We start from the raw sequence: 25,993 nt of genomic DNA, 5'->3' as shown, positions 1-25,993 counted from the left end.
CGCGGCGATCAGGCGCCGACCGGCTTGCCGTCTTCGCGGCGCACCACCACCGTGGCCGAGCGCGCGTCGCCGCCGCCCGCGCGCACCGTGTTCCAGGCGCCATCCGGATGCTGGATGTTGATGAAGAACGTGGTCAGGTCCGGCGTGTAGGCGATGCCGGTGATTTCGCAGCCGGTCGGGCCCACCAGGAAGCGCTTCGATTCGCCGGTCTTCTGGTCGATGTAGTACATCGCATTGTGGCCGAACTCGTCGATCGCGCCCGAGTCGGTCTGCACCCAGAGGCGGCCTTGCGGGTCGACGCGGATGCCGTCGGGGCTGGAGAAATCGTCGCCGTTGATGTTGCCGGTGACGTTCTCCGCCGCGCCGTCAGCCGGGTTGTGGCCGGCCAGCAGCAGCAGGTCCCATTCGAAGGTGGTGGCCAGCGGCGAGTCGCCGCGTTCCTTCCAGCGCACGATGTGGCCGTGCGCGTTGTTGACGCGCGGGTTGGCGGCGCTGGTGCGCTGGCGGCGGCTGTTGTTGGTCAGCGTGCAGTAGATGGTCTTGTCCACGCCCACGGTGATCCATTCCGGCCGGTCCATCAGGGTGGCGCCGGCCACGCGCGCGGCGGCCTTGGTGTTGATCAGCACGTCGGCCTGGCTGTTGAAGTCGATCAGCGAGGTCGGCGGCAGGGTGCCGGGGGGGACCTGGGTGTAGTTGCCCGGGTCGACGGCGCCGGCCGTCAGGTTGTTCTTGCCGACGGTCAGCTCGACCCAGTTGCCGGTGCCGTCGTCATTGAAGCGGGCGGCGTACAGCGTGCCTTCGTCCAGCAGGCCCAGGTTGTTGACGCGGTTGGCCGGGTCGTAGGGCTTGCTGGGGATGAACTTGTAGATGCAGCCCGGCGTGCCGTCGTCGCCCATGTAGAAGGCGACGCGGTTGTTCTCGTCGAGCATGTAGGCGGTGTTCTCGTGGTCGAAGCGGCCCATGGCGGTACGCTTGACGGCGGTGGAGTTCGGGTCGTAGGGGTCGATCTCCACCACCCAGCCGTAGCCTTCCTCGGGCTGGGTCGGGTCCCAGTAGTTGTCGGTGGTTTCTTCGCAGGTCAGGTAGGTGCCCCAGGGCGTGGGGCCGCTGGCACAGTTGTTCAGCGTGCCGACCACGGTGGCGCCCACGGCCGCGGCGGCGGGACCGCCGACGTTGTAGACGGTATTGCCGGTGTAGCGCTTGTTGTAGCGCGAATTGGTGTTGACCGACCACTTGCCGTCGTCGGTGCGGGCGATCTCGATCACCGAGACGCCCACGTTCGACAGGTTGGTGCGGGTGGCGTCGGCGGCCAGGTCGAGCGTGGCGTCGTCGACGTTCTCGTGGTTCAGGACCAGCAGGCCGCCCTTGTTGGGATCCACGCCTTCCAGCGGGTAGAAGTGCATGCCGTCGTGCTGGCCGCCGGCCTGGGTCTCGGTGGCGGGGTAGGCCTGCGGGATGCCGGTATAGCCGAGCGAGCCGATCATGCACTTGTCGCCCGCCGAATACAGCACTTCGGCCACGTAGCCCTTGGGCACAGTCACGGTGTCGGCCATGATCTTGTCGCCCAGCGGCTCGAAATTGACCGAGTAATCGGGGCCGGTGGGGTCGGTGCCGCCATTGTCGCCGCCATCGCCATCGCCGTCGCCGGGGGCGGGGCTGTCGTCATCGTCGTCGCTGCTGCTGCCACAGCCGGCCAGCGTGGCGCCAAAGACAGACAGAATCGACAGGCCGAGGCTGTTTCTCAAAATGGTGCGGCGGGCCGGGTTCGCGGCGACGATGTCGTCGAACATCTGCCCGGGGACCGTGACTTCTCCCTGTGCTTCACGGCGGGGAGCGCGCAATTTATCTGTCAAGTAGGACATGTGAACCTCTTGGAATTTTGGTCGGTCGTTAAGCTGCCATCCAGCAAAACGGGCAGAGGTTACGTGGCCTGTATGACGCGGTCATTGCGGGCGCCGGCGCGACGCCGCTGGCGCGTCCGGAAGCTCGATGGCCAATGCGCGCCGGCCGGCCGGAAACGCCGCCGCCGCGTAGGCAGGCGCCGGCTATCGTGCCACAATGGACTCGACCCGGCCGCGCCGGGCTGGCGATTCTGCGCCCTGGCATGTCGCCACATTCTTGCGGGAGAACAGCCATGTCCAACAGCCATGTCTACAAGCAGATCGAACTGGTGGGGTCGTCCACCACGTCATCCGATGACGCCATTGCTCAGGCCATCGCCCGCGCATCCGAGACCCTGCGCAACCTGGACTGGTTCGAAGTCACGGAAGTGCGCGGCCACATCAAGGATGGCAAGGTGGCCCACTGGCAGGTCGGGCTGAAGATCGGCATGCGGCTCGAATAGTCCATCCGCGCCCTTGCGCATTTCTTGAGCTCGCGTCGCAAGTCATTGCGGCGCCAGCCTTTTTTTCGATTGTCCGAAAACTGTTCAAGGGTTTATCCACATCGCGCGTGGATAAACGGCGCCGCAGGCCCCTGCGCATTCCTTGATCGCGCCTCGCAAGTCATTGTGGCGCAGGCACTTTTTGCGCTTGTCCGAAACCTGTTCAGGGGTTTATCCACATTCGGCGGGGATAAGCCGCCGGCCGCCGCGCGGGATGCGGCGGCCGGCGCGGCGCGTCAGGCGGCCAGCTTGGCCACCCAGGCCAGGTAGCGGTCCAGCCAGCCCTGCAGGAACTTGCGGGTGCCTTCGTTGGTGATGGTGTATTGGTCGTCGATGAGGCCTTCCGTGTACTGCAGGAAGACTTCCGGCGTGGTCAGCACATTGACGCCCTCGGCCGCCAGGATGTTGCGCAGGTGCTGTTGCGCCATGGCCGTGCCCGCCGCGCTGGGCGAGGTGCCCACGATGCCGGCGGTCTTGCCCATCCACGAGTTCTTGCCCCATGGGCGCGAGCCCCAGTCGATGGCGTTCTTCAGGGCGGCCGGGACGGAGCGGTTGTGCTCGGGCGTCACGAACAGCAGGCCGTCGGCGCGGGCGATCAGGTCCTTCACTTTGGCCGCCTGCGGCGGCATGGACATTTCGTTGTCCTGGTTGTACAGCGGCACGTCGCCGAGACTGGCGTACTCGAACTCGATGGTATCGGGCGCCAGCTTTTCGAGCGCGCGGGCCAGCCGCAGATTGAAGGACGCGGCGCGCAGGCTGCCGACGAATACTGCAATCTTGTAGGTGCTCATGATGCACGTGCTCCACGGGTTGGGGAATGGCCCAGTGTAGACCCGTGACTTGACGCGCTCAACACGCACCATGGCGGTGCGCGGGGGCGGCGCGCTCCCCATCGCGGTGAGCCGCGCGGTGCAGCCGCGGCGGCCGCGCCGCAGGATCCGGCGGCGCCCCGTGGGGCGGCCGGGCGGCCGCGAATTGGCACAGGTCTTGCTAGGGTAAATACCGAGGGGCCGGGCGCCGTCCGGACCGGCCCGCGCGCAGCATAGGAGTCCCGCATGTCCGCTCGTTGTCCCGCACCCGTGACGATGCTCGTCACGCGCCAGATTCCCCCCGACCGCTATGGCGATTTCCTGGCCTGGCTGCGCCAGGGCGAGATCCTGGCCGCCGGTTTCCCGGGTTTTCTTGGTTCAGGCGTGCTGCAGCCGCCCGAGGGCGGCGACCAATACCAGATCGTGCTGCGCTTCGACGGCGCCGCCAACCTGGCGCGCTGGGAGAATTCGCTGCCGCGCCGCATGTGGCTGGAGCGCGGCGCCGGCCTGGTGCGGGCCAGCCGCACGCACCGGGTCAGCGGCATGGACAGCTGGTTCGGCCCGCCGCGCAGCGCGCCGCCCCGCTGGAAGCAGGCCGTGAGCATCTGGCTGGCTTATTTCCCCATGCTGCTGCTGTTCAGCACGCTGCTCAACGAACAGCTGAGCGCGATGCCGCTGTTCTGGCGGGTGCTGGTGACCACTGCCTGCATGACGCCGGTGCTGTCGTTCGTCTGCATCCCCCTGATTACCCGCCTGTTGCGCGGCTGGCTGCAGCCCGCCGCCCGCGGTTGACAGTCAACTGACTGACATTCCACTGAACATTGAACGAAAATTGTTTACACTTGCGTCATCGATTTCAATGATGCGCGGCCACGCGGGGCGCGCATCGCCAACACAGGAGATCATTCGATGCGCAAGTTGCTCTACGGCGCGGTGCTGCTGGCCGCCCTGACCGGTGGCGCGGCCCAGGCGGCCGCCGAACCCAAGGCGGTGCTGCAGACGTATTCCGATATCGCGCTGGCCGGCTACGAGGATTCCCTGGCCACCGCCAAGGCCTTGCGCACCGCGATCGACGCGCTGATCGACAAGCCCAGCGCGGCTACCCTGCAGGCCGCGCGCGCCGCCTGGCTGGCCGCTCGCGTGCCGTACCAGCAGACCGAAGCGTTCCGCTTCGGCAACCCCATCGTGGACGACTGGGAAGGCCGGGTCAACGCCTGGCCGCTGGACGAAGGCCTGATCGACTACGTCGACGCCGCCTACGGCACCGAGAGCGACCAGAACGCATTTTATGCGGTCAACATCATTGCGAATTCGAAGATCTCGGTGGGCGGCAAGACCATCGACGCCAGCAAGATCACGCCCGAACTGCTGTCCGAGACGCTGCACGAGGCCGACGGCATCGAGGCCAACGTCGCGACCGGCTACCATGCCATCGAATTCCTGTTGTGGGGCCAGGACCTGAACGGCACCGGCCCCGCGCCGGCCGATCGCCAGGGCACGCCGCAGGAGCGCCATTCCGGCAACCGCCCGCATACCGATTTCGATCCGGCCCAGTGCACCGGCGGCCATTGCGAGCGCCGTGTCGAATACCTGCGCGCGGTGACCGACCTGCTGGTGGCCGACCTGGAAGAGATGGTCGGCAACTGGCAGCAGGACGGCGCGGCCCGCAAGGCGGTCGGGCAGGATCCCAAGGCGGGGCTGGTGGCCATGATGACCGGCCTGGGCAGCCTGTCGTACGGCGAGCTGGCCGGCGAGCGCATGAAACTCGGCCTGATGCTGCACGATCCGGAAGAAGAGCACGACTGCTTCTCGGACAACACGCATAACTCGCACTATTACAACCAGATCGGCATCCGCAACGTGTACCTGGGTTCGTATGAGCGCGTCGACGGCAAGGCCGTTGCCGGCGCCAGCGTGTCGGACCTGGTGAAGGCGCGCGATCCCAAGCTGGACGCCGAGATGCGCGCCAAGCTGGATGCCACGGTGGCCGCCATGCAGGCCATGCGCGATCGCGCCGAGAAAGTCGAGACGTACGACCAGATGATCGCCGGCGGCAATGCCGAGGGCAATGCGGTGGTGCAGAAGGCCATCGACGCCCTGATCGACCAGACCCGCAGCCTGGAGCGCGTCATCGCCGTGCTGGAACTGGGCGAGGTGGCGCTGGAAGGCTCCGATAGCCTGGACAAGCCGGAAGCTGTATTCCAGTGAGCAAGATCGCAGTTGCAGTACTGGCGGCGCTGGCGGCAGCCAGCGCCGCAGCCGCTTCCGGCGGACGCGACGACCTGGACGACAAGGACCGCGCGCGGGTTGCCGAGGTCACCGCGCCGACCCGCGATTTCTCGCGCGCCGAGACGTTCGAGACGTTGCCGGGCGGCGCCACCACGACTCGCAAGCTGATCAACGCGGACATCTTCTCGCACCCGTCCGCCAACCTGACTTTCGAGGGCCGGCAGGAATTCCAGGTCGGCAACGGCCTGTTCCGCAAGGACTGGGTGTCGGCGCCGTCGTCCACCCAGGCCTCGGACGGCCTGGGGCCGCTGTTCAATGCGCGGTCCTGCCAGGCCTGTCACACCAAGGACGGCCGCGGCACGGTGCCGGGCTTCGATCCGATGGAGCGCTCGGACGCGGTGGCGCTGCTGCTGCGGCTGTCGGTGCCGCCGAGCACCGACGAACATCATCGCAAGCTGGCTTCCGGCGAATGGCACTTCGTGCCCGACCCGGTCTATGGGTCGCAGCTGCAGAATTTCGCGGTGGCCGGCTTGCCGGCCGAGGGGCGGCTGGAGATCGACTACGAGCCGATCACCGTGGCGCTCAATGGCGGCGAGACCGCCACGCTGATGAAACCCGCCTATCGCATCGAGGACCCGGGCTACGGGCCGCTGAGCGCCGACCTGCAGATCTCGCCGCGGCTGGCGCCGCCGATGATCGGGCTGGGGCTGCTGGAGGCCGTTCATCCCGCCGATATCCTGGCCAATGCCGCGGCCGACCATGGCGACGGCATCAGCGGCCGGCCCAACTGGGTGCGCGATGCGCGTACCGGCAAGATGGAGCTGGGGCGCTTCAACTGGAAGGCCAGCCAGCCCACGGTGGAACAGCAGAGCGCGGTGGCGTTCTCCAATGACATGGGCCTGTCCACGCCGATGTTCCCCAGCCACTATGGGGAATGCACCGCCGCGCAGGCCGCCTGCTTCGACATGCCGCACGGCGCGCAGCCACGGCTGGGCGAACACGAGGTGCCCGGCGAGCTGATGGACTTCGTCACCACCTATTCGGTCAACCTGGCCGTGCCGCAGCGCCGCGATGTCGACGACGCGCGCGTGCTGGCGGGCAAGAAGCTGTTCTACCAGGCCAATTGCGTGGCCTGCCACGTGCCCAAGTACGTGACGCGGCGCGACGCCGAACGCCCGGAGCATCGCTTCCAGCTCATCTGGCCCTATACCGATTTGCTGTTGCACGATATGGGCGAAGGCCTGGCCGACGGGGTATCCGAAGGCAAGGCCGGCGGCAGCGAATGGCGCACTCCGCCGCTGTGGGGCATTGGCCTGACGCGCACCGTCAATCCGAACGCCACCTGGCTGCACGATGGCCGGGCGCGCACCTTGCTCGAGGCGATCCTGTGGCATGGCGGCGAGGCCCAGGCGGCCCGCGACCGCGTGGTCGCGATGACCCCGCAGGAGCGCGCCGACCTGATCCGTTTCCTGGAGTCGCTGTGAGCGGCGCAAGGAGTGAGAGCATGCTGAAGTACAAGAAGTGGCTGGCGGGCGCCTGCCTGGCCGTGGCCGGCGCGCCGGCCGTGGCGGCGGTGCCGGCCGACCTGGGGGCGCGGCTGGCCGACGGCTATGCGCGTCCCGCCGTGGCCGCGCTGGCCGAACGCGCGCATGGCCTGGCAGACGCGCTGGCGGCCTGGTGCCAGAGTCCGCAAGCCGCCCGGGCCGAGCCGGTGCGCCAGGCCTTCCGCGATACGGTGCTGGCCTGGTCGGGCGTGGAGTTCCTGCGCTTCGGCCCGCTGGTGCAGGGCAATCGTTATGAGCGCCTGGCATTCTGGCCGGACACGCGCGGCGTGATGCAGCGCCAAGTGCGCGCCCTGCTGGCCGAAGCCGATCCGCAGGCGCTGGCGCCGGGCGCGCTGGCCGCGCGCAGCGTGGCGCTGCAAGGCCTGCCGGCGCTGGAGTACGTGCTGTACGGCGAGCCCGGGCTGCTGGAGCGGGGCGGCCAGGCCGAGGCCGGCTATGCCTGCCGCTACGCCGTGGCGGTGGCGGCCAATGTCGCCGCCGTGTCCGACGAGCTGAAGCAGGCCTGGAGCCCGCAGGGCGACTACGGCCGCCAGTTCACGGCGCCGGCGCCCGCCAACGATCTGTACCGCGACCAGCAGGAAGTCGCGGCCGAGGCCGTCAAGGCCTTGTCGACGGGGCTGCAATTCGCCCGCGACGTCAAGCTGGCGCCGGTGCTGGGCGATTCGGCCGAGGCCGCGCGCTTCAAGCGCGCCGCGCTGTGGCGCAGCGACCTCAGCCTGCCGGCGCTGGCGGCCAGCGTGCGCGGCATGCGCGCTTTCTACGACGCGGGCGGCTACCGCTACCCGGACGGCGAGGCCTGGATCGACCAGGCCGTGCGCGGCGAACTGGACCGCGCCGCCGCCGCGCTCGCAGCCGTCGATGCGCCGCTCGAGCAGGCGGTCGCCCAACCCGCCAGCTGGCAGCGCCTGGCGCTGGCGGGCATGATCCTGAAAAACGCCAAGGACATCGTCGACCAGAACCTGGCGCCGGCGCTGGGCGTCATGATCGGATTCAATGCGCTCGATGGAGATTGACCGCCGCCGCTTCCTCGCCCTGGCCGCCGCGGCCGGACTGGCGCCCGCCACGCTGCGGGCCGCCGCCGACGCGCCGCTCTACCTGGCGGCGCGGCGCGCCGGCGGGCGCTATGAGGCCGTGGTGCTGGACACGCAAGGGCGCGACCGGCAGGTCGTGCCCATGCCCGCGCGCGGCCACAGTTTCGCGCTGGACCCGGCGCGCGGCCGCGCCGTGGTGTTCGGCCGCCAGCCGGGTTTCTTCGCGGTCGCGTTCCGCATCGACGGCGCGCAGCCGCCGGTGGCGCTGCAGGCCGCCGAAGGGCGCCATTTCTTCGGCCACGGCGTCTTCCTGCCCGACGGCCGGCGCATGCTGGCGACCGAGAACGACTACGAGGCGGGCCATGGCGTGCTGGGCGTCTACGATGCCTCCGAAGGCGGCGGCTACCGGCGCATCGGCGAATTCGCGACCGCGGGCATCGGTCCGCACGAAGTGGTGCTCATGCCCGACGGCAAGACGCTCTGCGTGGCCAATGGCGGCATCCTGACGCATCCGGACTACGGCAAGCTGGAACTGAACCTCGACACCATGCGGCCATCGCTGGCCTACCTGGATGCGGCCGACGGACGCCTGCTCGAACAGGTCGAGCTGCCGCCGCAGTACCACCGCTTGTCGATCCGCCACCTGGCGCTGGCGGCCGATGGCGCGGTCTGGTTCGGCTGCCAGCACACCGGTCCGGCGGGCGAGCGCCCGCCGCTGGTGGGGCGCCACCGGCGCGGCCGCCAGCCGGAACTGTACGCGGGCCCCGACGACGTGCTGCGCGGGTTCCGCAATTACGTCGGCTCGGTGGCGGCCGACCCCACCGGCGGCGTGATCGCCACCAGCAGCCCGGTCGGCGGACAGGTGGCCTACTGGGACACCGCCAGCGGCCGCTGCCTGGGCCTGACGCGGCTGTCCGACGGTTGCGGCGTGGCGCCGTTGGCGCCCGACCGCTTCCTGGTCAGCAGCGGCCTGGGCGCGATGGTGCGCGCCGGCCCCGGACTGGCGCCGCAGCCGGTGCTGGCGCCCGCGGCCGGGCTTTCCTGGGACAACCACTTCCGCAGGCTGTAAGGCCGGCCGCTGGCGGCGCCATGCGCATCTGATACAGTCTCTGGCTGTTCAAACACGCGCGCGGCCGCCTCGCGCGCGCCGCATCATGGGAGCACGCATGAACGAATATCTGACAAGCCTGGAAACGCTGATGCCGCGTCTGGCCGACGGGGCCATCAATATCGTCATGGCCCTGGTGATACTGATCATCGGCTGGTGGATATCGTCGCTGCTGGGCCGCTGGGTGCGCCGCGCCGCGCAACGCTCGCCGCGCATCGATCCCACCATCGTGCCCATGTTCTACAGCGTGGTGGTGTGGGCCGTGCGCATTTTCACCGTGATCGCCGTGCTGGCGCGCTTCGGCGTGCAGACCGCCAGCCTGATCGCGGTGCTGGGCGCCGCCGGCCTGGCGGTCGGCCTGGCGCTACAGAACACCCTGCAGAACATCGCGGCCGGCATCATGCTGCTGATCCTACGGCCGCTGCGCGCCGGCGAGTACGTGGCCCTCAGCACCGGCACCGAGGGCACGGTCGAAGAGGTCGGGCTGTTCCTGTGCCGGCTGGTGCAGGTCGACGGCATCCATGTCTCGCTGCCCAACAGCGTGGTGTGGAACGCCACCATCACCAACTACAGCCGCAACGTGACGCGCCGCCTCGACATCCCCGTCACGGTCCATTATGGCGACGACCTGAACGTGGCGCTGGACCGCCTGGCCGCGCTGGTGGCCGATCACCCCATGGTGCAGAAGGACCCGGCGCCGCTGATCAAGGTCAGCGAGTACAAGGACAACGGCACCGTGATCAACGTGCGGGTGTGGTGCGCTTCCGCGCAGTATTGGGACCTGCGCTGGGACCTGTTCCACCAGATCCGCCAGACGCTCGGCTCGGCGGGCTTCAAGCCGCCCATCCCCGTGCGCGAGATCCAGGGGCCCAAGGAGGGCGGCGCGGCGGCCGCCTGATCAGCCGCGCAGCGCCAGCCGCGCCAGTTCGGCGTGGATCCAGCCGGCGATCTCGCGCTGGCGCGGCGCCGGCATGCGGTCGATGATCGCCGTGACGCTGATCGCCAGGATCGGCGCGCCCTGCGGGTCGAGCAGGGCGCAGCCCACCCCGAGCGCGCCGCGCACCGCGTGGTTGCCCACCACCGCATAGCCGCGCGCGCGTGTGTTCTCGATCAGCCGCCGCATTTCATGCGGCGTCATGCCGCCGTATTCGTCCAGGTAGCCGGAATTGCGCTCGACAATGCCATGGGCCACGTGGTCGGGCAGGGCTGCCAGCAGCGCCATGCCGCCCGAGCCCACCCCCAGCGGCTGGCGCTTGCCGGCGTAGGTGGCCAGTATCTGCACCGGATAGCCGCCGATCTCGCGATGCAGGCTGACCGATTCGTCGCCTTCGCGCACCACCAGGAATACCGCGTCGCCGGTGCGCTCGGCCAGCCGCCGCAGGATCGGCAGGGTCTGGCTGACGCGCGGGTCGGGCGTGGAAGGGTCGGTACAGGTGGCCCACTGGGCGCGGTATTTCTTGGTGCCCGGCACCGGCAGCACCAAGCCGGCATCCAGCAGGGCCGCCAGCAGGCGGTAGATGGTGGGCCGCTGGATGGCGGTCAACCGCGCGATGTCGGTCACGCTCAGCCCGGCCGCGCCATGGTCGCGCAACGTGGCCAGCACCGCCAGCCCGCGGCGCAGGGTGCGCGGACCGGCGGAATGCTCTGAACTCGGCATGCAATCCTCTGGTAACAACCTGTCGTATATGCGTAGGACTAGGACTATAGGGAAACCCACTGTCCGTGGCGTGGACTCTACCTTGCCCAAGCGGCCGTGGCTAGTGGAAAATCGGGCCCTCTACGTCCATAGCGTCCGCTCTACGGACGAGTCACAGGAGACACCTACATGACCAAAGGTCAGAAACCCCGCTTCCTCCGCCACGCCGCCACGCTGCTGGCCAGCGCCCTGGGCGCGCTCGCCGTGGGCGCCAGCGCCCATGCCGCCTACCCCGACAAGCCCGTCCACATCGTGGTCGGCTTTTCCGCCGGCGGCACCACCGACGTGATCGCGCGCATCATGGCCAAGGAACTCACCCAGGAGCTGGGCCAGTCGTTCGTGGTCGAGAACAAGCCGGGCGCCGGCAGCAACATCGCCACCGACTACGTGGCGCGCGCCAAGCCGGACGGCTACACGCTGCTGTTCGTCGCGGTCACCAGCGCCATCAACCAGACGCTCTACAAGAACGTGTCCTTCGACCTGACCAAGGACTTCACCCCGGTGGCGCTGGGCGCCAAGGTGCCGAACATCCTGGTGGTCAACCCGAAGGTGCCGGTCAAGTCGGTGCAGGAACTGGTCGACTACGCCAAGGCCAACCCCGGCAAGCTGGCGTTCGCCTCGTCGGGCAGCGGCACCTCCATCCACATGGCGGGCGAGCTCTTCAAGATGCGCGCCGGCCTGGACGTCCTGCACGTCCCGTACAAGGGCAGCGCCCCGGCCGTCACCGACCTGATCGGCGGCCAGGTGCAGTTCATGTTCGACAACATGCCGTCCTCGTGGCCGCACGTGCAGGGCGGCAAGCTGAAGGCGCTGGCCGTCACCACCGCCAAGCGCTCGCCCACCGCCCCGGACCTGCCCACCATGCAGGAATCCGGCTTCGACAAGTTCGACGTGTCGTCGTGGTTCGGCCTGATCGCACCGGCCGGCACGCCGCCCGAAGTGATCGAGAAACTGAACGCCGCCATGGTCAAGGCGCAGGACAATCCCGAAGTGCAGAAGGCCTTCGCGGGCCTGGGCGCCGTGGGCGAGAAGACCACGCCGGTCGAATTCGGCGCTTTCATCAAGTCGGAAGTCGAAAACTGGGCTCCCGTGGTCAAGGCCTCGGGCGCGCGCGTAGACTGAGCTTTGGCGCGCGCCGGCCGGGCCGGCGCCGCCATCGACCAAAGGCGGGCCGACGGCCCGCCTTATTTTTTGCGCAGCATGGCCGTGCACACGCCGCGCAGCATGTCCACCTCGTCGCGGCTCAGGTCGCAGCGGCTGAAAAGGTGCCGCATGCGCGGCATCAGCTTCTTGGGGTGGGCCGGGTCGAGGAACTGCACGTGGACCAGCGCCTCTTCCCAGTGCGCCAGGAAGGCCTGCACGGCCTGTCCGGTGGCGGGCGCCGCGCCCGGGTCGGGCTCGTGCGCCGCCGAGGCCGGCAGCAGTGCAGCGCCCGCGCCGGCCAGCAGGGCGTAGCGCATCTCCCAGGCGGCCAGCTGCAGGGCCTGCGCGACGTTCAGCGAGCTGTACTCGGGGTTGGCCGGGATGTGGCAGATGCGGTGGCACAGGGCGATCTGCGCGTTGGTGAGGCCGGACCGCTCCGTGCCCAGCACCACCGCGGCGCGCGCCTGGCCGTCGGCCGACAGGTGGTCCCGGGCCAGTTCGGCGGCCTGGCGGATGTCGCAGGGCGGCGGGCCCAGGTCGCGCACCCGGGCCGTCAGGGCGAACGCCAGGGTGACCGGCGCCAGGGCTTCTTCGAGGGTGGCGCAGACCCGGGCGCGCTCGAGCACGTCCACGGCGCCGCTGGCCAGCGCCAGGGCTTCGGGCTGCGACGCGATGTCCGGCTGGCGCGGCTCGACCAGGATCAGGTCGGCAAAGCCCATGGTCTTGATGGCGCGCGCCGCCGAACCCACGTTTCCGGGGTGGCTGGGCTGCACCATGATGAACTGAACACGTGAAAATGCTTGAGTCATTTAAAATGCCAAGTTTGGCTCAGCGCCTTCCTGGTTTTTGGGGTCGTTGCCGCGGTTTTCCGGCAAGGCCGCCCGGGTGGCAGCCCTCACCGCATTCGTACGGAATTTTATGCACCCGATGCTCAATACCGCCATCAAGGCGGCCCGGCGTGCCGGCACCATCATCAATCGTGCCAGCCTCGATTTGGAACGCCTCAGCGTGGCTCGCAAGGGGCCGCGCGATTATGTCACGGAAGTCGACCGCGCTTCCGAGGCCTCCATCGTCGAGACCCTGCAGGCCGCCTATCCCGACCACGCGGTCCTGGGCGAGGAATTCGGCCTGCAAGGCCCGGAACAGGCCGAGTTCCAGTGGATCATCGATCCGCTCGACGGCACCACCAATTTCATCCACGGGCTGCCCAACTATGCCGTGTCCATCGCGCTGACGCAGCGCGGCCAGGTCACGCAGGCGGTGGTCTACGATCCCTCGCGCAACGAGCTGTTCACCGCCAGCCGCGGCAGCGGCACCTTCCTGAACGACCGCCGCGTGCGCGTCTCGGGCCGCACCCGCTACAGCGAGGCGCTGCTGGGGGCGCACTGGCCCAAGTCGGGCGACATCGACGCCGGGGGCGGGCGTTTCCGCCAGATGTCCGAAGGCAGCACCGGCGTGCGCCGCCTCGGGTCCACCGTGCTGGACCTGGCCTACGTGGCCGCCGGCCGCCTGGACGGCTTCTGCGGCGTCAAGCTCAAGGCCTGGGACCTCGCCGCCGGCAGCCTGCTGGTGCAAGAGGCTGGCGGCCTGGTGGCCGACTTCGACGGCGAGCAGGGCTGGATGGATTCCGGCAACGTGCTGGCCGGCAGCCCCAAGATCTTCGCCCAGATGCTGGCCGCGCTGCAGCCCAAGCAGGGCTGATCCCACGCGACGGGCGCCCGGCGCCCGCGCCGCTGCCGCAGCGGTCGCAGGCGCCTGGCGCCCGTAGGTGTCTGACACCCCGCGCGGCAGCCTGCCCCGACACTGGCGCGGCCCCCGCGAAACAGCATGTTTCCCGGCGCATCCGCAGCCATCTCGCCGGCAAGTGAGGCGATTTCCAGGTACGATTGGCGGTTCCGCAACTTCTGGAGCACTTGATGGAGTGGCTGCTTGACCCCGCCGCGTGGGTCGGCCTGCTTACCCTGGTCGTCCTTGAAATCGTCCTCGGGATCGACAACCTCATCTTCATCGCCATCCTGGCCGACAAGCTGCCCCCCGCGCAGCGCGACCGCGCGCGTATCGTGGGCCTGTCCCTGGCCCTCCTGATGCGGCTGGGCCTGCTGTCGGTGATGTCCTGGCTGGTCACCCTGACCGCTCCCTTGTTCTCCATCGGCCCCATGTCGTTCTCGGGCCGCGACCTGATCCTCCTGGCGGGCGGCCTGTTCCTGCTCTTCAAGGGCACGCTCGAACTGCACGAGCGGCTCGAGGGCAGCCAGAGCGTCCACGCCTCGGGCCCGCGCGTCTACGCCAGCTTCTGGGTCATCGTGACGCAGATCGTCGTGCTCGACGCGGTGTTCTCGCTGGACTCGGTCATCACCGCCGTGGGCATGGTCGATCACCTGGCCATCATGATGATCGCGGTCACCGTCGCCATCGGCATCATGCTGCTGGCGTCCAAGCCGCTCACCCGCTTCGTCAACGCCCACCCCACCGTGGTGGTGCTGTGCCTGGGCTTCCTGCTCATGATCGGCTTCTCGCTGCTGGCCGAGAGCTTCGGTTTCAAGGTGCCCAAGGGCTACCTGTACGCCGCCATCGGCTTCTCGGTCGCCATCGAGGCCCTGAACCAGGTGGCGCGCCGCAACCTGCTGCGCCTGGACGCCTCGCGCCCCATGCGCGAGCGCACCGCCAGCGCCGTGCTGCGCATGCTGGGCAAGCGCCCGCCCGACGGCGAGGAGACGGTGGTGGCCAATGCCGCCGTGCCCGCCGTGCCGGCCTTCGGCGTGGAAGAGCGCAACATGGTCAGCGGCGTGCTGACCCTGGCCGAGCGCTCCATCCGGTCCATCATGACGCCGCGCACCGAGGTGTCGTGGGTCAACATCGACGACGACGCGCAGACCATCCAGCGGCAGATCACCGAGGCCCCGCACAGCTTTTTCCCGGTGTGCCGCGGCTCGCTGGACGAAGTGATCGGCATCGGCCGCGCCAAGGACCTGGTGGCCGACCTGATCACCGACGGCCGGGTGCGCCGCAACCGCCTGCGCGACCCCATCATCGTGCACGAGTCGATCGGCATCCTGCGCCTGATGGACACGCTCAAGCGGTCGCGCGGCCAACTGGTGCTGGTGGCCGACGAATTCGGCGCCATCGAAGGCCTGGTGACGCCCATCGACGTGTTCGAGGCCATCGCCGGCGAATTCCCCGACGAGGATGAACTGCCCGACATCACCGCGGTCGAAGACGATGTCTGGAAGATCGACGGCGCGGCCGACCTGCACCACGTCGAGCAGGTCCTGGAAACCGAAGGGCTCATCGACGACTCGCAGGATTACTCCACCCTGGCGGGCTACCTGCTGGCGCGCTTCGGGCACCTGCCCCAGCCGGGCGACAGCTGCGAGTACGACGGGCCGCACCACCGCTTCCGCTTCGAAGTGCTGGAACTGGACGGCCGGCGCATCGCCTCGGTACGGGTCGAGCGCCTGCCGCTCGACCCCTCCGAAGGCGCCGCCGCCGACGACAGCCAATAACCCTTTCACCTGCCACGCACCGTGACCGACAGCACCATCTACCTGATCAAAGCATTCTTCCTCGGCATCATCGAAGGCCTGACCGAGTTCATTCCGGTCTCCAGCACCGGGCACCTGATCCTGTTCGGCAACTGGATCGACTTCGCCTCCAGCTCGGGCAAGGTGTTCGAGGTGGTGATCCAGTTCGGCTCGATCCTGGCGGTGATGTGGATCTTCCGCGCGCGGCTGTGGCAGCTCATCCACGGCACGCTCACCGGCGTGCCCGCCGAAGTGGCCTTCACGCGCAACCTGCTGCTGGCCTTCCTGCCGGCGGCGGTGATCGGCGCGATCTTCATCAAGACCATCAAGCAGGTGTTCTATCACCCGGGCGTGGTGGCCGTGACGCTGGTGCTGGGCGGGCTGATCATGCTATGGGTGGAGCGCCGCACGCACCATACGCCGGGCGACGCGCCGGGCGCGGCCGACGACACCGCATCCGACGAGCGCGCCTCCGCCCACACGCTGGAGCAGATCACCTGGAAGCAGGCGCTGGGCGTGGGCGTGGCGCAATGCGTGGCGATGATCCCGGGCACCTCGCGGTCCGGCGCCACCATCATCGGCGGCATGATCGCCGGCATCCAGCGCAAGACGGCCACCGAGTTCTCGTTCTTCCTGGCCATGCCGACCATGCTGGGCGCGGCCACGTACGACATGTACCGCAACATCGACCTGCTCAGCCGCCAGGATATCTCCGGCATCGCCGTCGGCTTCGTGGCCGCGTTCCTCAGCGCCCTGGTGGTGGTGCGGGCCGTGCTGCGCTTCGTGGCCAACCACACGTACCGGGGCTTCGCCTGGTACCGCATCGCGCTCGGCATCGTGGTGGCCATCTGGCTGGCGACGCATTGAGCCGGCGTCCGTGGCGCAAAAAAAACCGGGCCGTGGCCCGGTTTTTTTTTGCGCTGCGAGGTGTCAGGCGGTGTCGAGGTCGTACAGCTCGAGGCCGTCGCGGTCGATGACCAGCCAGCCGCCGCGCGGCGGGTCGGCGTGGTCGCAGTCCCAATCGGGCAGCACCCAGCGCTCGCGCCGGCGGCCGTCCACTTGCAGCACGTGGCGTCCGGGCCGGTGCGTATGGCCGTGCACGATGATGTCGACGTCGGCCGCGCGGAAGGCGTCTTCGATTGCCTGCGCATTGACGTCCATGATCTCGGCGGACTTCATCTGGTTGGCCGCCTGGCTCTCGCCGCGCGCCTGCTGGGCCAGCGCCAGGCGTTCCGGGACGCTCTTGGCCAGGAACTGTTCCTGCCATTGCGGGTTGCGCACCATGGCGCGGAACTGCTGGTAGGCGGCGTCGTCGATGCAGTATTCGTCGCCGTGGGTCAGCAGCACGCGGCCGTAGTCGGTTTCCAGCAGCGCGGGTTCGGGCAGCAAGCGGGCGTTCAGGGCATCGGCCAGGCCGGCGCCCATGAGGAAGTCGCGGTTGCCGCGTCCCAGCCAGACCGGGATGCGCGCCGCCGTGCGCTGCAGGCCCTGCAGCACGGCCGCCAGCCAGGGCGGGGCGGCGCCGATCACGTCGTCGCCGATCCAGGCGTCGAAGATATCGCCCGGCAGAAGCAGGGCGGCGGCCTCGCCGGCCGCCGCTTCCAGCAAGCCCAGGAACGCTTCCCCGGTGGCCGGCGCGGCCGGCCCCAGGTGCATGTCCGAGGCCAGCCAGACCGGGCCCTGCAGCACGATCTTATTCAAGGACCAGGGCCTTCTCGATGACCACGTCCTCGACCGGCACGTTCTGGTGGAACCCGCTGTTGCCGGTCTTGACGCCCTTGATCTTGTCGACCACCTCGGTGCCCTCGGTGACCTTGCCGAACACGGCATAGCCCCAGCCGTTCGGCGTGGGCGCGGTGAAATTCAGGAAATCGTTGTCGGCCACGTTGATGAAGAACTGGGCGGTGGCCGAGTGCGGGTCGCTGGTGCGGGCCATGGCCAGGGTGTACTTGTCGTTCTTCAGGCCGTTGTTGGCCTCGTTCTCGATGGGGGCCTGGGTGGGCTTCTGCTTCAGGCCGGGCTCGAAGCCGCCGCCCTGGATCATGAAGCCGTCGATCACGCGATGGAAGACGGTGCCGTCATAGAAGCCGCTCTTGACGTAGCCGAGGAAGTTCTCCACGGTCTTGGGCGCCTTTTCCGCATCCAGGGTGATGACGATCTCGCCCTGGTTGGTTTGCAGTTTGACGCGGGGTTGGGTGCTCATGGGTTTCGTGCCTTCTGAGGTGGTGGAGGTGGGTTGGTCGGCCGGCTGGGCGCCGGCGCTCGCCGGCGCCACGGCGGCCAGCGCGAACGTGCACGCCATCAGGCGCAGCAGATGAAGCGGAGAGTAGCGCGAAATCATGGATGTTGGCTTTCCTTCAGCAGTTTCTCGATTTCGCGTGCCTTGGCATCCATGCCGGGCACGCCCTCGTTCGCAGCCTTGCGATAGGTGCGCAGCGCCATCATGAGCTGGATATCGGCCATGTTGGCGCGTGCCGCCGGGTAGTCCGGGTTGGCGCGCAGCGCCATCTGCAAAGCGTCGTGCGCCCGGTCCAGGTCGCCCTGCTGCGCATGCAGCGCGGCCAGGTTGTTCCAGGGCTCGGGCAATTCGGGGAAGCGCACGGTCATCTCGGTGTACAGGTCGATCGCCTCGGCCGTGCGGCCCAGCGCGGCGAGCGCCCGCGCGTGCTGGAACATCAGCTGCACGTCGGTGCCGCGCTGCCCCTGGGTTTCGGCAATGCGTTTCTCGATCAGTTCCAGGGCTTCCTGGTTGCGCCCGCTGTTGAGCAGGCGCTCGATGTGGTCGGTGATCTGGGAAGGGGTCGGATCCAGGCGGGTATCGACGCCGGGCTTGAGCGCCTCGAGCAGGTTCGCCAGGGCTTTCCAGCCGCCTTCGGGCGGCGGCGGGTCGAGCTTGGTGCGGGTGTCGATGCCGGTATCGGGCAGGGTGCCGCCGCCGCCCATGGCCTGGGCCATGGCGCCGCCGGCCGGCAGGGCGGCCAGCGCCAATATCAGCAGTGTGACACGGGTGAGCCGGTTGATCATTGCGAGGGCATCCGTTAAAAAATCGGCCGGCCGCGCTCGGCGCGACGAGGCCGCTTGCTATACTTGACGACCGCCATTTTAGCCCCGGTTGTGTTTGCGGCTCATCGGCCCGATGTCGCGGGCTTGATGCAACCCCGCCGCCGCGGCCCATGTGTTGCGTTCCATGGCCGCGGCGTCCGACCGGGCCGGGCGCCGAAGCGGCCGCCGGGTCGGCACGCGGGCCGCCCTGCGGCACTTTCTCACGGAACATCTCAAGGCCAGCCATAGCGCCATGCTGCACATCTACAACACGTTGTCGCGTACCAAAGAACCCTTCGAGCCGGCCCGGCCCGGCCAGGTGCGCATGTACGTGTGCGGCATGACCGTCTACGACTACTGCCACCTGGGCCATGCCCGCATGCTGGTGGCGTTCGACGTGGTGCAGCGCTGGCTGCGCGCCAGCGGCCTGGCGGTCGACTACGTGCGCAACATCACCGACATCGACGACAAGATCATCCGCCGCGCGGTCGAGACCAACCGCCGCATCGGCGAGGTCACCGAATACTACATCGCCGCCATGCACGCCGACGAACGCGCGCTGGGGGTGCAGCCGCCCGACCGCGAGCCGCGCGCCACGCAGTACGTGGGCGACATGCTCGACATCATCGGCCGCCTCGAACAGAACGGCCTGGCCTACCGGGCCGAGGACGGCGACGTCAACTACGCGGTGCGCGGGTTCGCCGGCTACGGCAAGCTGTCGGGCAAGGCGCTCGACGACCTGCGGGCCGGCGAACGCGTCGCGGTCGGCTCGGGCAAGCGCGACCCGCTCGATTTCGTGCTCTGGAAGGCCGCCAAGCCCGACGAGCCCGCCGACACCAAGTGGGAATCCCCCTACGGCCTGGGCCGGCCGGGCTGGCACATCGAGTGCTCGGCCATGAGCCGCACGCTGCTGGGCCTGCCGCTGGATATCCACGGCGGCGGCCCCGACCTGAAATTCCCGCACCACGAAAACGAGATCGCCCAGACCGAGGGCGCGTTCGGCGGCACGCTGGCCAACATCTGGATGCACTGCGGCCCGCTGATGGTCGACGCCGACAAGATGTCCAAGTCGCTGGGCAATTTCCGCACCATCCGCCAGACCATCGCGCAGGGCGAAGCGCCCGACGGCCAGGCCGAATACACGGTCAATCCGCGCGAAGCCGAGATGCTGCGCTTCTTCATCGTGCGCAACCACTACCGCAGCCCGCAGAACTACACGCCCGACAACCTGGTCGACGCACAGAACGCGCTCGACCGCCTCTACCAGGCGCTGCAGAACGTTCCCGCCGACGGCGGCGCGGTCGACTGGACCGAACCCCAGGCCCAGGCCTTCAAGGCCGCCATGGACGACGACTTCAACACCTCGGGCGCGGTGGCCGCGCTGTTCGAACTGGCCTCCGAGGCCAACCGTACCCGCAGCGCGCGCAGCGCCGGCCAGCTCAAGGCGCTGGGCGGGGTGCTGGGGCTGTTGCAGCAGGACCCGGCCCGCTATTTCCAGTGCGCCACCCGCTATTCGGCGGCCGGACTGGCGCAGGCCGGCGCGGCGGCGCCCGCGCTCGACACCGCCCAGATCGAAGCCCTCATCGCCGCGCGCGCGGCCGCCAAGCAGGCGCGCGACTACGCCGAGGCCGACCGCATCCGCGCCCGGTTGCGCGAGGCCGGCATCGAGCTCGACGACAAGCCGGGCGGCCAGACGCAATGGCGCCGCGCCTGAGGAAGCCGCGACCATGCCCGCCGTCGACTCCGCCGTCGCCAAGCCCCACTATTGGGAAGAAGCCGTCGCCCACCTGATGCGGCGCGACCGCATCCTCAAGAAGCTCATCCCCCAGCATGCCGAAGCCTGGCTCACCTCGCGCGGCACGCCGTTCGTCACCCTGGCGCAGGCCATCGTCGGCCAGCAGATCTCCGCCAAGGCCGCCGACGCGCTGTGGCTGCGCTTCACCGAGACGGTCGGCCGGCGGCCCACGCCCGCGGCCGTGCTCGAGGCCGGCACCGCCGCGCTGCGCCAGGCGGGCCTGTCGCAGCGCAAGGCCGAGTACGTGCAGGACCTGGCCCTGCATTTCGGCGAACGCCGCGTACGCCCGGAAAAATGGGCGGTCATGGACGACGAGAGCGTCGTGTCCGAATTGCTGGCCATCCGCGGCATCGGCCGCTGGACGGCCGAGATGTTCCTGATATTCAATCTGCAGCGGCCGGACGTCCTGCCGCTGGACGACCTGGGGTTGCTCAAGGCAATCTCGTTACACTACTTCAGCGGAGAGCCTGTCTCGCGCTTCGAGGCCCGCGAGGTCTCGTCGGCATGGCAGCCCTGGCGTACCGTGGCGACCTGGTATTTGTGGCGCAGTCTGGAATCCAAGCCGGTTCTGAACTGATCGCCGGGTGCCCAACAACGGAACCAACCTTCATGCGCAATACATTCCTGGAATTCGAACAACCGCTCGCCGAGCTTGAAAACAAGATCGAGCAGCTGCGCTATGTACAGGCCGACTCTGCGGTGGACATCTCCGACGAGATCAGCCGCCTGCAGCAGAAGAGCCAGACCCTGGCCAAGGAAATCTACGGCAAGCTCACCCCCTGGCAGACCGCCCTGGTGGCGCGCCACCCGCAGCGGCCCTACACGCTCGACTACGTGCGCGAGATGTTCACCGACTTCCACGAGCTGCACGGCGACCGCATGTACGCCGACGACCAGTCCATCGTGGGCGGCCTGGCGCGCTTCAACGGCGCGTCGTGCATGGTCATCGGCCACCAGAAGGGGCGCGACACCAAGGAGCGCGCCGCGCGCAACTTCGGCATGCCGCGTCCCGAAGGCTACCGCAAGGCCCTGCGCCTGATGCGCCTGGCCGAGAAATTCAACCTGCCGGTCTTCACCTTCGTCGACACCCCGGGCGCCTATCCCGGCGTCGGCGCCGAGGAACGCGGCCAGTCGGAAGCCATCGGCCACAACCTCTACGCCATGGCCGAGCTCAAGGTACCCATCATCTCCACCATCATCGGCGAGGGCGGCTCGGGCGGGGCGCTGGCCATCGCCGTCGGCAATGCCGTGCTGATGCTGCAGTACGCCACGTACTCGGTGATCTCGCCCGAAGGCTGCGCATCGATCCTCTGGCGCAGCGCCGACAAGGCCGCCGACGCGGCCGAGGCGCTGGCCATCACCGCGCCGCGCCTGAAAGACCTGGGCCTGATCGACCGCGTCGTCAACGAGCCGGTCGGCGGCGCGCACCGCGACCCGCGCGTCATGGCGCGCCTGCTGCGCCGCGCCCTGGGCGACGCGCTGCGCCAGTTCCGCGGCATGACCCCGGACCAGCTCATCGAGCAGCGCATGCAGCGCCTGCTGTCCTACGGCAAGTTCCAGGAAGTGCGCGCCTGACGCGGCGGCCGGGCCGCGCGCCCGGCTCCGCGGCGCCGCGTCCCTTGCGTCCGCCATGACCCGCGCCGAACCGCCGCCGTCCTCCGCCGTCGCGGCGGGCGCTCCGCCATCCGGCGGGTTTCCCGCGGCCGGACTGTCCGCCGCCTTGCGCGCCGCCCTGGCCGGGGACGCCGGCGCCCGCGCGGCGGTGGCGGTCAGCGGGGGCGCCGATTCGGCCATGCTGGCCGCCCACGCCGCGCCTCTGGCGCGCGAGCTCGGCATCGAACTGCTGCTGTTCCATGTGCACCACGGCCTGCAGGCCGCCGCCGACGGCTGGGCCGACCACGTGCAGGCGCTGGGCCGCATCCTGGGCGTGCCCGTGCATACCGCGCAGGCGCGGGTCGAGACCGCCAGCGGCCTGGGCATCGAGGCCGCCGCCCGCGACGCCCGCTACGCCGCGCTGGTGGAGCTGGCCGCCCGGCATGGCGTCGGCTGCATCCTGCTGGCCCACCACCAGGGCGACCAGGCCGAGACCGTGCTGCTGCGCCTGCTGCGCGGCACGGGGCTGGAAGGCATGGCCGCCATGGCCCCGCGCATGCCGCGCGACGGCATCGTCTACCTGCGTCCCTGGCTGGCCCAGGAGCGCGCCGCCATCCTGGCCGCCGCCGCGGCATTCGCCGCCCGGCACGACTGGCGGCCGGTGCAGGACCCCACCAACGCCGATCCGCGCTACACGCGCGCCGCCGTGCGTGAATTGCTGGCGCCCGTGCTCGACGCGCGCTGGCCGGGCTGGCGCGCGCGGCTGGCCAGCCATGCGCGCCACATGAGCGAAGCCGCCAGCATCCTGGACGAGGTGGCGCGCGCCGACCTGGCCGCGCTGGAGCCGTCCGCCGACCTGCGCAGTTTTGCGCTGGCCCCCTGGCGGGCGCTGCCGCCGGCCCGGCAGGCACACGTGCTGCGCCACTGGCTGCGCAGCCAGGGCGCCGCCATGCCCACCGAAGCCCGCCTGGCGGACCTGCTGCGCCAGCTGCGGCAACTGCACAGCCTGGGCCACGACCGCCAGATGCGCGTGGTCCACGCCCGCCACGTGGTGCGCTGCGAGCGGGGCAGGGTGTGGCTGGAGCCGCGCGACCCGGCGTGATGTGGCTGCGCCGGGCGCTGCGAGGCCGCCCCGCCTGCGCAAAGTTTCACCACGCGTTACAATACTGAGCTTTGCCCGCCCCGCAGGCGGGTTTCCAGCCAGAGCACGAGATGTCCCTGATCGTTCACAAATATGGCGGTACTTCGATGGGCTCGGTCGAGCGCATCCGCAACGTGGCGCGCCGCGTCGCCAAGTGGCACGCCGCCGGCCACCAGGTCGTGGTGGTGCCTTCGGCCATGGCGGGCGAAACCAATCGCCTGCTGGGCCTGGCCCGCGAAATTTTCCCCCAGCCCGATCCGCGCGAGCTCGACATGATCGCCGCCACCGGCGAGCAGGCCAGCAGCGGCCTGCTGGCCGTGGCGCTGCAAGCCGAGGGCGTGGCCGCGCGCAGCTACGCGGGCTGGCAGGTGCCGGTGCGCACCGACTCCGCCTTCACCAAGGCGCGCATCTCGTCCATCGACGACACCCGCATCCGCGCCGACCTGGACGCCGGCCGCGTGGTCATCGTCACGGGCTTCCAGGGCATCGACCCGGACGGCCACATCACCACGCTGGGCCGCGGCGGCTCGGATACCTCCGCGGTGGCCGTGGCGGCCGCGCTGGGCGCCCACGAATGCCTGATCTACACCGACGTCGACGGCGTCTACACCACCGACCCGCGGGTGGTGCCCGAGGCGCGCCGCATGGCGGTGGTGTCGTTCGAGGAAATGCTCGAAATGGCCTCGCTGGGCTCCAAGGTGCTGCAGATCCGCTCGGTCGAGTTCGCCGGCAAGTACCGGGTTCCCGTGCGCGTGCTGTCGTCGCTGACCGACCCGCTCATTCCGCTCGAAGAAGAAATGACTTCGGGCACGCTGATCACTTTTGAGGAAGACGAAAAAATGGAAGCCGCCGTTGTCTCCGGCATCGCCTTCAGCCGCGACGAAGCCAAGATCACCTTGCTGGCCGTGCCCGACAAACCCGGCATCGCCTCGTCGATCCTGGGCCCGGTCGCCGCCGCCAATATCGACGTCGACATGATCGTGCAGAACCAGTCCGTGGCCGGCACCACCGACTTCTCCTTCACGGTCAACCGCAACGAATTCCAGCGCACCATCGAGCTGCTCAAGCGCGAGGTCGTGCCGGCCGTGCAGGCGCGCGAGCTGGTCACCGACGACAAGGTCGCCAAGGTCTCGATCGTCGGCATCGGCATGCGTTCGCACGTGGGCGTGGCCAGCCTGATGTTCCAGACCCTGTCGCAGGAAGGCATCAACATCCAGATGATCAGCACCAGCGAGATCAAGACCTCGGTGATCATCGACGACAAGTACATGGAACTGGCCGTGCGCGCCCTGCACAAGGCGTTCGGCCTGGACCAGGCGCCTGGCGAGAAGGCCTGACGCCAGCCTTTCCCGGCCGGCGCGGTGAGCGCAGGCCGGGAAAATCATGCTAGAATCGCAAGTTCTGCGGAGACGTGCCCGAGAGGCTGAAGGGGCTCCCCTGCTAAGGGAGTATGTGGCCAAAAACTGCATCGTGGGTTCGAATCCCACCGTCTCCGCCAAGTAGGCCCCGCGGGCATCCCCGCGGCCGACAAGAACCCCGTAGCGCAAGCGCCTGCGGGGTTTTTTGTTGGGCGCGCGGCGTGCGTCCTCAGGCCGTTTGCCGTTGCCCGCGGCTGCGCGCCAGGGCCAGCGCGATGGCGGCCAGCGCCAGTAGCGCCACGGTGACGCCATAGAAATTGGCGGTGGCCAGCAGGCCGTGGCGCTGCGCGAAATAGCCCGCGGCGATCGCCGGCACGCTGTGGGCCAGGTAGCTCTCCACATAGAAGGTCGCCATCAGGCTGGCGCGCTGCGACGGGCCGGCCAGCGGCAGCACCGTGCGCACCGCGCCCAGGAACGCCGTGCCGAAACCCGCGCCCGCCACCAGGGAGCCGCCCAGCAGCCACATGCCCGACCCGGTGTTCGCGCCGGCCAGGATCAGCAGCAGCCCGAGCGTGAGCGCGGCGGCGCCGCCCACCAGGGTCGAGAAGGCCGCCGCGCGCTGCGCGGCCAGCACCGCCACCGCGCCGCTGAGCGTCAGCGCCGCCACCGCCAGGCCGCCCAGCCACGGCGAGGTGGAGTGCGTGGTCTGGGCGATCAGCGAAGGCATCTGCGAAAGATAAAGCCCGCCCAGCATCCACACCGATACGTTGACCGGCGTGACTGACCAGAACGCGGCGCGCGCCTGGCGCGGCACGTGCATGCTGGGTTTCAGGCTGGCCCAGGCGCCGGGCCGCCGGGCGGCGGTCTCGGGCGTCAGCCGCAGGGCGGCCAGCGCCGCCGCGAACACGGCCAGCAGGATGAGGTAGCTGGTGCGCAGCGGCGTGGCGGCGTGGACCAGCACCCCGGTGCTGCCCAGCGCGCCGATGGCCATGCCGATCATGGGCGCGATGCTGTTGATCAGGGGGCCGCGCTCGCGGTTCAGGTCGAGCAGCGCGGCGCCCACCGCCGCCGCGGCCAGGCCGGTGGCGATGCCCTGGACGACGCGCGCGGCGATCAGCCAGGCCGGGCCGCCCGCCAACAGGAAAACGGTCATGGCCGCCATTTCCAGCAGCAGCGCCAGGGCGATCACCGGCCGCCGGCCGATGTAGTCCGACAGCGAGCCGGCCAGCAGCAGCGTGCACAGCAGCGCCAGCGCATAGGCGGCGAAGATGATGGTCAGCGTGGTGGAGCTGAAGCCCCACGCCTGCTGGTACAGCCGGTACAAGGGCGTGGGCGTGCTGGAGGCGGCCAGGAAGGCGACCAGGATCGCGGTATGGATGGCGAGGGCGCCGCGGCGCGGCGCGGCGCAACGTGCCGGCGGCGCCAGGGCGGGGTCGAGGGTGGTCATGCGGGAATCTCGTACAATAAAAGCAAATATTGAGCTTTAACGATGCTACGCCGCTTTATGCGTTAAAGCAAATAATTTGCGTTAATACCGCCAGGCTGGAAGCTTATTCCGTGGGACGGCTACCATGGCGGC

General features: G+C 69.2%; 24 protein-coding genes and 1 tRNA gene. 17 read left to right on the top strand and 8 right to left on the bottom strand.

The annotated features are described in order from the left end of the window. Positions 1-8 precede the first annotated feature (8 nt). Complete coding sequence (locus CAL24_RS16010; RefSeq protein ID WP_094807180.1) at positions 9-1,862, bottom strand: PhoX family protein; 1,854 nt, start codon at positions 1,860-1,862, stop codon at positions 9-11. A 272-nt stretch (positions 1,863-2,134) separates the two neighbouring features. On the opposite strand from CAL24_RS16010, the gene CAL24_RS16005 reads away from it, so the two are divergent. Beyond that, the gene (locus CAL24_RS16005) at positions 2,135-2,344 is read left to right on the top strand and encodes a dodecin (RefSeq protein WP_028354751.1); all 210 of its coding nucleotides are present in this window, start codon (positions 2,135-2,137) and stop codon (positions 2,342-2,344) included. 275 nt (positions 2,345-2,619) lie between these two features. Here the strand turns inward: CAL24_RS16005 and CAL24_RS16000 are convergent, their stop codons facing one another. Beyond that, positions 2,620-3,174: an NADPH-dependent FMN reductase gene (locus tag CAL24_RS16000; RefSeq protein WP_094807179.1), complete on the bottom strand. Its 555-nt coding sequence runs from the start codon at positions 3,172-3,174 to the stop codon at positions 2,620-2,622. A gap of 264 nt (positions 3,175-3,438) precedes the next feature. Between CAL24_RS16000 and CAL24_RS15995 the strand changes: the two genes are divergently transcribed. The 6 genes from CAL24_RS15995 (at position 3,439) to CAL24_RS15970 (ending at position 10,023) form a co-directional block, all read left to right on the top strand. Next, positions 3,439-3,984 (top strand): antibiotic biosynthesis monooxygenase, encoded by a 546-nt coding sequence (locus tag CAL24_RS15995; RefSeq protein ID WP_028354749.1) that lies wholly within the window; start codon positions 3,439-3,441, stop codon positions 3,982-3,984. 117 nt (positions 3,985-4,101) lie between these two features. Beyond that, positions 4,102-5,400: an imelysin family protein gene (locus tag CAL24_RS15990; RefSeq protein WP_028354748.1), complete on the top strand. Its 1,299-nt coding sequence runs from the start codon at positions 4,102-4,104 to the stop codon at positions 5,398-5,400. Positions 5,401-5,405: 5 nt separating this feature from the next. Then, complete coding sequence (locus CAL24_RS15985; RefSeq protein ID WP_094807300.1) at positions 5,406-6,905, top strand: di-heme oxidoredictase family protein; 1,500 nt, start codon at positions 5,406-5,408, stop codon at positions 6,903-6,905. Between the two features lie 20 nt (positions 6,906-6,925). Further along, entirely contained in the window at positions 6,926-7,999 is a 1,074-nt protein-coding gene (locus CAL24_RS15980) for an imelysin family protein (RefSeq protein WP_094807178.1), read from the top strand. Beyond that, positions 7,989-9,086 (top strand): DUF1513 domain-containing protein, encoded by a 1,098-nt coding sequence (locus tag CAL24_RS15975; RefSeq protein ID WP_170947095.1) that lies wholly within the window; start codon positions 7,989-7,991, stop codon positions 9,084-9,086. The genes CAL24_RS15980 and CAL24_RS15975 overlap by 11 nt, the downstream gene beginning before the upstream one ends. 97 nt (positions 9,087-9,183) lie before the next feature. Further along, the gene (locus CAL24_RS15970) at positions 9,184-10,023 is read left to right on the top strand and encodes a mechanosensitive ion channel family protein (protein WP_028354744.1); all 840 of its coding nucleotides are present in this window, start codon (positions 9,184-9,186) and stop codon (positions 10,021-10,023) included. Here CAL24_RS15970 and CAL24_RS15965 read toward each other — a convergent pair whose 3' ends face one another. Continuing rightward, the gene (locus CAL24_RS15965) at positions 10,024-10,782 is read right to left on the bottom strand and encodes an IclR family transcriptional regulator (protein WP_028354743.1); all 759 of its coding nucleotides are present in this window, start codon (positions 10,780-10,782) and stop codon (positions 10,024-10,026) included. Positions 10,783-10,950: 168 nt separating this feature from the next. On the opposite strand from CAL24_RS15965, the gene CAL24_RS15960 reads away from it, so the two are divergent. After that, on the top strand, positions 10,951-11,943 hold the full coding sequence (locus tag CAL24_RS15960) for a Bug family tripartite tricarboxylate transporter substrate binding protein (protein WP_094807176.1): 993 nt from the start codon (positions 10,951-10,953) through the stop codon (positions 11,941-11,943). A 62-nt stretch (positions 11,944-12,005) separates the two neighbouring features. On the opposite strand, the gene CAL24_RS15955 is transcribed toward CAL24_RS15960, so the two are convergent. Continuing rightward, entirely contained in the window at positions 12,006-12,773 is a 768-nt protein-coding gene (locus CAL24_RS15955) for an RNA methyltransferase (protein WP_094807175.1), read from the bottom strand. 109 nt (positions 12,774-12,882) lie between these two features. Here CAL24_RS15955 and CAL24_RS15950 point away from each other — a divergent pair, with 109 nt between their 5' ends. From CAL24_RS15950 to CAL24_RS15940, 3 genes are all read left to right on the top strand, one after another. After that, positions 12,883-13,665: an inositol monophosphatase family protein gene (locus CAL24_RS15950; protein ID WP_028354740.1), complete on the top strand. Its 783-nt coding sequence runs from the start codon at positions 12,883-12,885 to the stop codon at positions 13,663-13,665. A gap of 215 nt (positions 13,666-13,880) precedes the next feature. Next, complete coding sequence (locus CAL24_RS15945; protein ID WP_094807174.1) at positions 13,881-15,467, top strand: TerC family protein; 1,587 nt, start codon at positions 13,881-13,883, stop codon at positions 15,465-15,467. 21 nt (positions 15,468-15,488) lie between these two features. Continuing rightward, entirely contained in the window at positions 15,489-16,352 is an 864-nt protein-coding gene (locus CAL24_RS15940; protein WP_028354738.1) for an undecaprenyl-diphosphate phosphatase, read from the top strand. 63 nt (positions 16,353-16,415) lie between these two features. Here the strand turns inward: CAL24_RS15940 and CAL24_RS15935 are convergent, their stop codons facing one another. From CAL24_RS15935 to CAL24_RS15925, 3 genes are read right to left on the bottom strand one after another with little or no spacing between them, the layout of a single operon-like run. Next, positions 16,416-17,186: a UDP-2,3-diacylglucosamine diphosphatase gene (locus CAL24_RS15935; RefSeq protein ID WP_028354737.1), complete on the bottom strand. Its 771-nt coding sequence runs from the start codon at positions 17,184-17,186 to the stop codon at positions 16,416-16,418. After that, a complete protein-coding gene (locus CAL24_RS15930) occupies positions 17,179-17,826 on the bottom strand; it encodes a peptidylprolyl isomerase (protein WP_170947094.1) in 648 nt (215 codons plus the stop codon). Before CAL24_RS15930 ends, CAL24_RS15935 begins: the two co-directional genes overlap by 8 nt. Beyond that, the gene (locus tag CAL24_RS15925; protein WP_028354735.1) at positions 17,823-18,509 is read right to left on the bottom strand and encodes a tetratricopeptide repeat protein; all 687 of its coding nucleotides are present in this window, start codon (positions 18,507-18,509) and stop codon (positions 17,823-17,825) included. The genes CAL24_RS15930 and CAL24_RS15925 overlap by 4 nt, the downstream gene beginning before the upstream one ends. Positions 18,510-18,780: 271 nt before the next feature. Here CAL24_RS15925 and cysS point away from each other — a divergent pair, with 271 nt between their 5' ends. The 6 genes from cysS (at position 18,781) to CAL24_RS15895 (ending at position 24,554) form a co-directional block, all read left to right on the top strand. Further along, complete coding sequence (gene cysS, locus CAL24_RS15920) at positions 18,781-20,241, top strand: cysteine--tRNA ligase (protein WP_028354734.1); 1,461 nt, start codon at positions 18,781-18,783, stop codon at positions 20,239-20,241. Between the two features lie 13 nt (positions 20,242-20,254). Next, on the top strand, positions 20,255-20,899 hold the full coding sequence (locus tag CAL24_RS15915; protein WP_028354733.1) for a DNA-3-methyladenine glycosylase family protein: 645 nt from the start codon (positions 20,255-20,257) through the stop codon (positions 20,897-20,899). A gap of 32 nt (positions 20,900-20,931) precedes the next feature. Continuing rightward, entirely contained in the window at positions 20,932-21,897 is a 966-nt protein-coding gene (locus CAL24_RS15910) for an acetyl-CoA carboxylase carboxyltransferase subunit alpha (RefSeq protein ID WP_028354732.1), read from the top strand. A gap of 133 nt (positions 21,898-22,030) precedes the next feature. Further along, on the top strand, positions 22,031-23,017 hold the full coding sequence (tilS, locus tag CAL24_RS15905) for a tRNA lysidine(34) synthetase TilS (protein WP_249278562.1): 987 nt from the start codon (positions 22,031-22,033) through the stop codon (positions 23,015-23,017). Between the two features lie 110 nt (positions 23,018-23,127). After that, complete coding sequence (locus CAL24_RS15900; protein ID WP_028354730.1) at positions 23,128-24,393, top strand: aspartate kinase; 1,266 nt, start codon at positions 23,128-23,130, stop codon at positions 24,391-24,393. 68 nt (positions 24,394-24,461) lie between these two features. Further along, positions 24,462-24,554, top strand: a tRNA-Ser gene (locus CAL24_RS15895). A gap of 89 nt (positions 24,555-24,643) precedes the next feature. Here CAL24_RS15895 and CAL24_RS15890 read toward each other — a convergent pair. Continuing rightward, positions 24,644-25,861: an MFS transporter gene (locus CAL24_RS15890; protein ID WP_094807172.1), complete on the bottom strand. Its 1,218-nt coding sequence runs from the start codon at positions 25,859-25,861 to the stop codon at positions 24,644-24,646. Positions 25,862-25,993: the final 132 nt, after the last annotated feature.

The organism is Bordetella genomosp. 2 (assembly GCF_002261345.1).
Lineage (GTDB): Bacteria > Pseudomonadota > Gammaproteobacteria > Burkholderiales > Burkholderiaceae_B > Bordetella_A.
The sequence above is the reverse complement of the archived record's forward strand: the minus strand, read 5'-3'. Positions and strand labels throughout refer to the sequence as shown.

Bases quoted from the DNA above. Each gene is read 5' to 3' on its own strand.
- CAL24_RS15950 (WP_028354740.1), top strand. From the start codon at position 12,883: ATGCACCCGATGCTCAATACCGCCATCAAGGCGGCCCGGCGTGCCGGC.
- CAL24_RS15960 (WP_094807176.1), top strand. From the start codon at position 10,951: ATGACCAAAGGTCAGAAACCCCGCTTCCTCCGCCACGCCGCCACGCTG.
- CAL24_RS15965 (WP_028354743.1), bottom strand. From the start codon at position 10,782: ATGCCGAGTTCAGAGCATTCCGCCGGTCCGCGCACCCTGCGCCGCGGG.
- CAL24_RS15890 (WP_094807172.1), bottom strand. From the start codon at position 25,861: ATGACCACCCTCGACCCCGCCCTGGCGCCGCCGGCACGTTGCGCCGCG.
- CAL24_RS16000 (WP_094807179.1), bottom strand. From the start codon at position 3,174: ATGAGCACCTACAAGATTGCAGTATTCGTCGGCAGCCTGCGCGCCGCG.
- CAL24_RS15990 (WP_028354748.1), top strand. From the start codon at position 4,102: ATGCGCAAGTTGCTCTACGGCGCGGTGCTGCTGGCCGCCCTGACCGGT.
- CAL24_RS16010 (WP_094807180.1), bottom strand. From the start codon at position 1,862: ATGTCCTACTTGACAGATAAATTGCGCGCTCCCCGCCGTGAAGCACAG.
- CAL24_RS15945 (WP_094807174.1), top strand. From the start codon at position 13,881: ATGGAGTGGCTGCTTGACCCCGCCGCGTGGGTCGGCCTGCTTACCCTG.
- CAL24_RS15975 (WP_170947095.1), top strand. From the start codon at position 7,989: ATGGAGATTGACCGCCGCCGCTTCCTCGCCCTGGCCGCCGCGGCCGGA.
- CAL24_RS15980 (WP_094807178.1), top strand. From the start codon at position 6,926: ATGCTGAAGTACAAGAAGTGGCTGGCGGGCGCCTGCCTGGCCGTGGCC.
- CAL24_RS15900 (WP_028354730.1), top strand. From the start codon at position 23,128: ATGTCCCTGATCGTTCACAAATATGGCGGTACTTCGATGGGCTCGGTC.
- CAL24_RS15995 (WP_028354749.1), top strand. From the start codon at position 3,439: ATGTCCGCTCGTTGTCCCGCACCCGTGACGATGCTCGTCACGCGCCAG.
- CAL24_RS15925 (WP_028354735.1), bottom strand. From the start codon at position 18,509: ATGATCAACCGGCTCACCCGTGTCACACTGCTGATATTGGCGCTGGCC.
- CAL24_RS15915 (WP_028354733.1), top strand. From the start codon at position 20,255: ATGCCCGCCGTCGACTCCGCCGTCGCCAAGCCCCACTATTGGGAAGAA.
- CAL24_RS16005 (WP_028354751.1), top strand. From the start codon at position 2,135: ATGTCCAACAGCCATGTCTACAAGCAGATCGAACTGGTGGGGTCGTCC.
- CAL24_RS15955 (WP_094807175.1), bottom strand. From the start codon at position 12,773: ATGACTCAAGCATTTTCACGTGTTCAGTTCATCATGGTGCAGCCCAGC.
- CAL24_RS15910 (WP_028354732.1), top strand. From the start codon at position 20,932: ATGCGCAATACATTCCTGGAATTCGAACAACCGCTCGCCGAGCTTGAA.
- CAL24_RS15970 (WP_028354744.1), top strand. From the start codon at position 9,184: ATGAACGAATATCTGACAAGCCTGGAAACGCTGATGCCGCGTCTGGCC.
- cysS (WP_028354734.1), top strand. From the start codon at position 18,781: ATGCTGCACATCTACAACACGTTGTCGCGTACCAAAGAACCCTTCGAG.
- CAL24_RS15930 (WP_170947094.1), bottom strand. From the start codon at position 17,826: ATGATTTCGCGCTACTCTCCGCTTCATCTGCTGCGCCTGATGGCGTGC.